The following is a 6,927-nucleotide window of genomic DNA, read 5'->3' on the forward strand; positions in this document are numbered from 1 at the left end:
TACGAGGGACTAGCAACGCACAGTGCAAGTCCTACCGACATGTTGATCAAAAATATATACCAAGCCCTTTTTTGCCAGATTAGGGTTTTAATTTATTTTTATAAAAAAAATTTTTACCAAAGAAGATAAACAAGTTTCAAAAATAAGCTAAAAGAGGTATATTGGCAATTTTTGGCATAATTAAAACAAGCTAAAAATAATTAAAAAAAACTAAATTAGTTTTTTTTAATTCGTAATCAGAGAGTTTTCAAGGATTAAATATGATACGAAATATTGCTTAGCTAGTTTTAATTCCGGTGTTGTAAGTATTTTGAATTATTTTTTGAACCGTTTGTCCATCTTCTTGAAAGACGGTTTCTGTGTTCAATAATTTCGGTCTATTATATTCAATAATTTTTTCTATCCTTTGCCCGTCTGTTCTAAAAAAAATCTTTTTTATTATATGAGAATTTATATCATAAATTTCTATAAAATTTCTGGTTTTACCGTCTATTTGAAAAAAGGTTTTTTGTTTTAATTGTTCGTTTTCGTTAAATTATTCAATAAAATCAATGGTTTTACCGTCGTTAAAAAAATGGTTTTTTTGAACTATTTTTTTTGTCAACAAATCATAACAATTTTCAATCTGTGGATCAATTTTAATTTTAAATATTTGTTTGGTAAAATTCTCATATTTTTGCTTTAAATATTGGTTTTCTTCCCTCATGTTATCATATTTTTGCTTTAAATATTGGCTTTCTTCCCTCATGGAACTAATGAACCAAAAACTTAGGGTAAAATTTAAAAACAGCAAAAAAATTAAAAAGAATAAGAAAAATTTATGATAAATGAATTTTATGCCAAAAAATTTCATCATTTAAGGTCCTCAAAATATTTATTCTAATGATTTTTTGGAAAAAGATGGCTCTTTCCAACAACCATTATAACTGAAAAATATTTTTTTCCTATATGATTTATATTCTACAACAAGAAAAAAATCATCTGAATTCGTCATTAACATATAGTCTTAAAAAATTATTTTTAACCTTTAAATCATTCTTGTTCTTTTTTAAAAATTAAAAAATCAGAAAAAGAGATATTATTGCAGGTTACTTTTTGGCGCAAAGGTTCAATACGATAAATATTTTTTTTAGCTGAAGATTTAGAATAAATAAAAATAAGAATTAAACGCGATATATCGCGATCATTATTTAAAATAATTTCTGAGCCTTTAAAAGGGTTTTTTTGTTTTAACATTTCTTCTACATAAAGATTAATATTTTTTTTATTATAAAACAAATCTCTATTTAAAAAAGTTTTTTTCTTTTGAGTCAAAATATTTTCTGATTCTTCAGAAATATAGTCTAAAGAAGAAATTCCTATTTCTTGTTTCACTCTTCGAGGTTTATAAAAGGATTGTTGATCTAAATTTTTCATTGGATAAAGATTGAAAAATTCTTGATATTCTATTTGGTTATTAAGAACCATTTTTAAACCATAATTCAAAATATTTTGTAAATTTTCTTTTTTATTGTTGAAAAACAAAATCCTATCACAAGCTATTTTTAAATATTGTTCGTTTTTTTGGTCTATAATTTCAATAAATTGATCAGCTGTTTTAAAATTTTCTTTCATTTGTTCGATTTGTTCCAAAACCATGGAATAAGATTGTTGTTCTGAACAACCATAAATATATTGAATCTGTTTCGCCAGAGATTCAATGTAAAGCGAGTTATCTTGTATTTCTTCTAAAAATAAATTAATTTGTCTTCTGTATTTAAAAAAATTATCCGCTGTTTTTAACAAATAATAAGACGAATCAAAAAAATTTTTTTTATAATTCAACAACAATTGTTCTAAAATATCTTTTACATTTGATTGAAAATCAGTGTTTAATAATTGATGATAAAAACGATAAATATTAGCTTTTAAAATTTTTAATTTTACTAGCAGGTTTTGTGTTTTAGAAACTGCTTCATGAAAATTAGCGTAATTTTTTTCTACTAAAAAAAACTTCAAAAGAGAATAAACACTATAAATATTCCCGATTGATTCTGGTTTAATTTTATTCAGAGTTTTTTTAAAAAAATTAATCATTTCTAAACTATAATCAAAAAAATTTAAATTAATCGTATTATAATTAATTCTTTCTTCACCCAACCAACCGTTTTTTTTAAAGATAGAAATAACTCTGGAAGCTTTTTGATAGTTGTTTATCGCTGTTTTATCTATTTCTTCAATAGGTTCTTTTTCTTCAGTTACTAAATGTTTGTTTTTCTCGTTGAAATACTTTTCTAAAGTGTTGATTGCGAATTCTTTTTCAATGTAATTATTATTATCTTTATTGGCAAGATTTTCTAACAACAAAAGGCAATCAATATAAATATCTTTATTAGGAGAAGATAAAATTTGAAAAAAATTATTCGGTAAAGTTTTGAATAAATGAGACATAATTTTGAGTTGCTCACTTTTTTAATTTATTATTTTCATATAAACAATAGAAAAAAGTTTATATGAAAATTATATAATATTTTTCCATTTACAGTGGTCTTTTTTACCTTTAATTCTGATTATAATTATAATTAGTGAAAAAAACTGTTCTAAATGTGATAATTATTTAAACAAATTTTTTAATTTTTTGGATGTTTCTTGTTTTTATTGGGCGCTGCAGTTTTTTTCTGTTTTTCTTTTCTCAAATCATCTGTTAATATCTTATTTTGTTTTTCTAATGTTGTTTTGGCTTGTTTTAAATCTGTTATTTCTTTGTTTAATTTAGTCGTTTCTTTTTCTAAAGTTTCTATTTTAGCTTGTAAACTATTTTTTTTTGTATTTAACGCCTCTTTGTCAGCAATTAATGAGGCAATTAGGCTGTCTGATTGAGTTTTTTCAACTGTTAAAGCCGTTCTTTCATTAATTAATTTGTCTTTGTCTTTCTCTAAAACATCTATTTTATTTTTATTTTCTTCCTGTTGAGAAGTAAGAACCCTTTTGTCATTGTTTAATTGGTTTTTGTCTCGCTCTAAGGACTCAATTTGGTTTTGCAAACTTTGTTTTTGCAAAGTAAAAGATTCTTTTTCAGCTATTAATGTTGTTATTTGACTTTCTAATTGGTTTTTTTCAGCGATTAAAGTTTCTTTTTCAGCGCTTAATTGTGTGTTTCGACTTTCTAATGCGGCCCTTTCATCATTTAACCCTTTTTTTTCATCATTTAAACCAGTCTTTTGTTTTTCTAAGTTTTCTATTTGTTTTTGTAGCTCTTGTTTTGTCGAAATGAAAATTTCTTTTTCAGCATTTAAATCGGCCATTTGTTTTTCTAAATTTATTTTTTCAGTTTTTAAAGTTGCTTTTTCAGTGTTTAAAATTTCTTTGTCAATATTTAATTGTTTATTTTGAGCTTCTAAATCATTCTTTTCTAATTTTAAATTAGCAAGGTCGTATTCTAATAAATTATGTCTAGTTTGAAAATCTAATTTTTGTTTCAAAAGTGTTACTTTTTCGTCTTTTAATTGAGAACTTTCAATTTTTAAAGTCTCTATTTGAGAATACAAGTCGACTTGCAGAGACATCAATTCTTCTTTCTTGTTTTTTAATTGTGTATTTTGTTTTTCTAAGTTTTCTTTATCTTTTTTTAAAGTGGATAATTGTTGCGTTAAAGCGTTTTTTTGCTTTATCCATTCATCATATTTATTTTTTATATCTTGTTTGTGTTTAGTTAAGTCATTAGATAATTGAATATTTTGTTTTTCTAAAGATGTTTGCGTTTCTTCTGAAATATTTATTTGTCTGTATTGGATAAATTTATAAATTAAATAACTAGAAAAAAGTAAAAAAAGAATTATAATTTTAAAAAAGATTATATTTTTGTTTTTGTTCATCGTATTGCGTTTTTTTTAAAAACCATTTCTATTTTGTATTGTTTTTTATAAAAAAATTGTATAAAATATTGTTTAGTGGAAGATTTTTAATAGGAAAAAATTTTGTTGTTAGTATAAAGTTTTTCTTTCTTTTTTCTTTTAAGATAAATAAAATTTGTTAAAATACAATGTAAATGTTTTTATAAAAATTTTATTTATTGACCAAAATTATAAAAGATAACATAAAACGAAGGAAAGTAAAATGAAAATTAAAACAGTTAGATTGTTTGAAAAAGGCCATAAAATCAATAAAGAAACTTGGGATAAAATATTTCAAGACATACGTTTCACTCCTTCTTCTTTTGACTTGCAACCATGGCGTTTTTTTGTCATAGAAGGTCAAGAAAACAAAAATAAATTAAAAACTTGTCTAAAGGGTAATTTAACCCAATTGGAAACTAGTTCAGCTATGGTTTTGTTGTTTGGAGATCTAAATAAAGCCAAAAATAGCGAATATATTTATCAACAAAAATGGTTAAATAAGGAAATCACTCTGGAAAGAAAAGAATCCGTTTTAAAACAAATTAAAGAAAATTATTCTTCTATGCAAGAGAACCAATTGCATAATGAATTATTTTTAGAAGGAGGCATTGTAGGTCTTAATTTTGTGGCTACTTTGCAAAAGTTTGATTATAACGGAGGTTTTATCGGAGGTTGCAAGTTTGATCAAGTAAACAAACTTTTTGATATACCTAGCAATTATTTACCTCTTATTTTAATTTCCGTAGGAAAAGAAAAACCATTTTCCAAAGGAGAAAAAGGCCAAAAAAAAACACCTTTTAAATTAAAACCTCAAGATTTCGTTAATTTTTTATAATTAATCAGATGGAAAAATATTTCCCAAATGTTATTAGGAAATATTTTTTATCATATTAACTTAAAAACATATTTTTTATCGCAATATATCTCTATTATGATAAAAAATATGTTTTTTTGTTTTCGAATGTTCATGAAGGAGGATTATTTATAAAAAAACTTCAGAAAATCAATTTAATGATCTTTATTATTTCTGTTGGTGGAGATGAGGGGATTCGAACCCCTGTGCAAAGTTAACTTGTTTTATTCATTCTACATATTTATTTTATTTTTCAAAAACAAACAAAAGTTGTATAAAATGGAAATTATTTCTTGAAAAAAGAAATAGTTTAATAATTTATATGATTATAAAAAGAAAAAAATAATTATATTGAAGAAAATAATGAAACCGGTTTAAAAGATAAACTCAGTTTTACAGAAAAATAAAAAATGATTAATCAAAAGTGTTCTTTAAAAAACTTTTTTAAAGAAAACATTTATAAACCGTTTTTAGATTAACAAGAAGCAGTTGATCTTGTTAATTGTGGAGCGTAACCTAAACTGTTATAAGTTGTGGATTCGCTTTCGTAATTATCTTGTGTATTGCCGTTTATTTATGACCTCGAGAGCGTTTTTACTTGCGTAACCAAGATATGATAAATAAAACTCATTAACCATGTCGAAACCAAAAACATCCCCATTTATATTTTATACGAAAAAAATAGAAAAAAGAAGACAAAAACGAAAAATCTTCTTTTTTCTATTTAAATAATTTTTTGACGCTATAAAGAGATTGATTTAATAATTATCAATTATCCTTATAATGTATTCTAATTAATTGCATAATGTCCATCACAAGCGAGACGATAGTTGAAAATATTTCATAAAAAATAACAAATAATAAATTAATGATTAAAAACTCATGTTTTTTTCTCAATTTTTCTTTCTATGAAACGATCTAATTGAACTGTTCCAAAACTTTAGACACTTTTTGCTTTTTAAAAATTCTTTAAGACTAACTATTAAGTTAGTCTTTTTTTCTTTTCAAAGACTAAAAAATAATTTCCTATCTTTTCTAAAAATATTTTTAGAAAGGAATTAAATGTTAAGAGAAAAATTATTTAAAGATTTTTTAAAAAATAAAAAGAATTTAGAAATTCGTAATAAATTAATCGTTTTATATTTACCCTTAGTAAAAAAACTAGTTTTTAAATTTAAATATTATCCATGCGTACTTCAAAAACAAGATTTATATCAAGAAGGGGTTTTAGGATTGATCAAGGCTTTAGATAATTATTTAGATTTAGGTTATGACTTTATCGCTTATGCGACGCCAACTATAAAATCAGAAATCAGAGAATTAATAAGAAAAAGTCATTTGCCTTGCATTCCTCAAAAAACTCATAAAACCAATAACACTTCTTTTCAAGAAGAAAAAACACACATGGCATTATAAAATCCTTAACCCTCATCAATTATGGTTAAAACAAGTAAATCATGAACTATTTTTAAAGAAACTAAAAACTAAATTAAGCCGAAAGGAATTTAACGTCATTAGATTAAATTTTGGAGTTCCTTTAGAAAATATTAATGAAACTTATCAACCGAGTTATTCCAATCAAGAAATCACCCAAATACTAAATTTAACCTTAAGACAAATAGAAAATATTAAAAACATCGCCATCAAAAAAATAAACCCAAATTATAAAAATAAGGAGAATAAAAAATGAAAACAATCAAAAAAGAATTTAATCAGTACGGACTAAAAGTTATTGGTGAATACGAAAAAGATACTGGCAAGACAGTTAAAGAAACTTATTATGACGGAAAAACTATTAGTTCTGTACGTGAATATGATAAAGACAATGATAATAAGGTTAAAGTAATTTATTACCAATCCAACGGAAAAACTATTGATTATGTAGAAGAATATGATGAACATGATGATGATGAACTAGTTAGAATAATTTATTATAATTCTGATGGTAAAATTAATTTTATTTCAGAAGAATAATTCAATAAAAAACTAAAAACTAAACCTAAATTATAAAAATAAGGAGAAATAAAATGTTAAACAAAGTTCAATTAATTGGTAATATCGCTCATAACCTAGAAAAACAATATATCAATAGCAACAACGAACAAATACCTAAAATAGATTTTAATTTAGCAATTAATAATAAGGATAAAGTTCAATACATCCCTTGTGTTGTTTTTCGTAATCAAGTATAGAGTAGGT

At 23.8% G+C, this 6,927-nt stretch carries 6 protein-coding genes and 2 pseudogenes; 4 read left to right on the top strand and 4 right to left on the bottom strand.

Annotated features, from left to right (window positions below; translation table 11 throughout):
- Positions 1-277: 277 nt before the first annotated feature.
- The 4 genes from RI76_RS03390 to RI76_RS00870 form a co-directional block, all read right to left on the bottom strand.
- Complete coding sequence (locus RI76_RS03390) at positions 278-493, bottom strand: DUF2963 domain-containing protein (RefSeq protein ID WP_425311470.1); 216 nt, start codon at positions 491-493, stop codon at positions 278-280.
- A gap of 42 nt (positions 494-535) precedes the next feature.
- Entirely contained in the window at positions 536-706 is a 171-nt protein-coding gene (locus RI76_RS03075; protein WP_161598584.1) for a DUF2963 domain-containing protein, read from the bottom strand.
- A 326-nt stretch (positions 707-1,032) separates the two neighbouring features.
- Positions 1,033-2,430 carry a Wadjet anti-phage system protein JetA family protein gene (locus RI76_RS00865; protein WP_017192244.1) on the bottom strand — a complete coding sequence of 466 codons (1,398 nt, stop codon included), beginning with the start codon at positions 2,428-2,430 and terminating at the stop codon, positions 1,033-1,035.
- 179 nt (positions 2,431-2,609) lie between these two features.
- Entirely contained in the window at positions 2,610-3,854 is a 1,245-nt protein-coding gene (locus tag RI76_RS00870) for a hypothetical protein (protein WP_017192245.1), read from the bottom strand.
- Between the two features lie 241 nt (positions 3,855-4,095).
- Between RI76_RS00870 and RI76_RS00875 the strand changes: the two genes are divergently transcribed.
- The 4 genes and pseudogenes from RI76_RS00875 to RI76_RS03025 all read left to right on the top strand — a co-directional run.
- Entirely contained in the window at positions 4,096-4,710 is a 615-nt protein-coding gene (locus tag RI76_RS00875) for a nitroreductase family protein (protein WP_017192246.1), read from the top strand.
- A gap of 1,080 nt (positions 4,711-5,790) precedes the next feature.
- Positions 5,791-6,418 (top strand): annotated as a pseudogene (locus tag RI76_RS00880) (sigma-70 family RNA polymerase sigma factor).
- Positions 6,415-6,702, top strand: a complete 288-nt coding sequence (locus RI76_RS00885; RefSeq protein WP_017192248.1) for a DUF2963 domain-containing protein — start codon at positions 6,415-6,417, stop codon at positions 6,700-6,702. Before RI76_RS00880 ends, RI76_RS00885 begins: the two are co-directional and overlap by 4 nt.
- Positions 6,703-6,755: 53 nt before the next feature.
- Positions 6,756-6,914 (top strand): annotated as a pseudogene (locus RI76_RS03025) (single-stranded DNA-binding protein); the annotation flags it as partial.
- Between the last annotated feature and the right edge of the window lie 13 nt (positions 6,915-6,927).

Source organism: Milkweed yellows phytoplasma str. MW1 (genome assembly GCF_000309485.1).
Classification (GTDB): Bacteria; Bacillota_I; Bacilli_A; order Acholeplasmatales; family Acholeplasmataceae; genus Phytoplasma.

Coding starts and splice junctions, on each gene's coding strand:
- RI76_RS03075 (WP_161598584.1), bottom strand. CDS start 706: ATGAGGGAAGAAAACCAATATTTAAAGCAAAAATATGAGAATTTTACC.
- RI76_RS00885 (WP_017192248.1), top strand. CDS start 6,415: ATGAAAACAATCAAAAAAGAATTTAATCAGTACGGACTAAAAGTTATT.
- RI76_RS00870 (WP_017192245.1), bottom strand. CDS start 3,854: ATGAACAAAAACAAAAATATAATCTTTTTTAAAATTATAATTCTTTTT.
- RI76_RS00865 (WP_017192244.1), bottom strand. CDS start 2,430: ATGTCTCATTTATTCAAAACTTTACCGAATAATTTTTTTCAAATTTTA.
- RI76_RS00875 (WP_017192246.1), top strand. CDS start 4,096: ATGAAAATTAAAACAGTTAGATTGTTTGAAAAAGGCCATAAAATCAAT.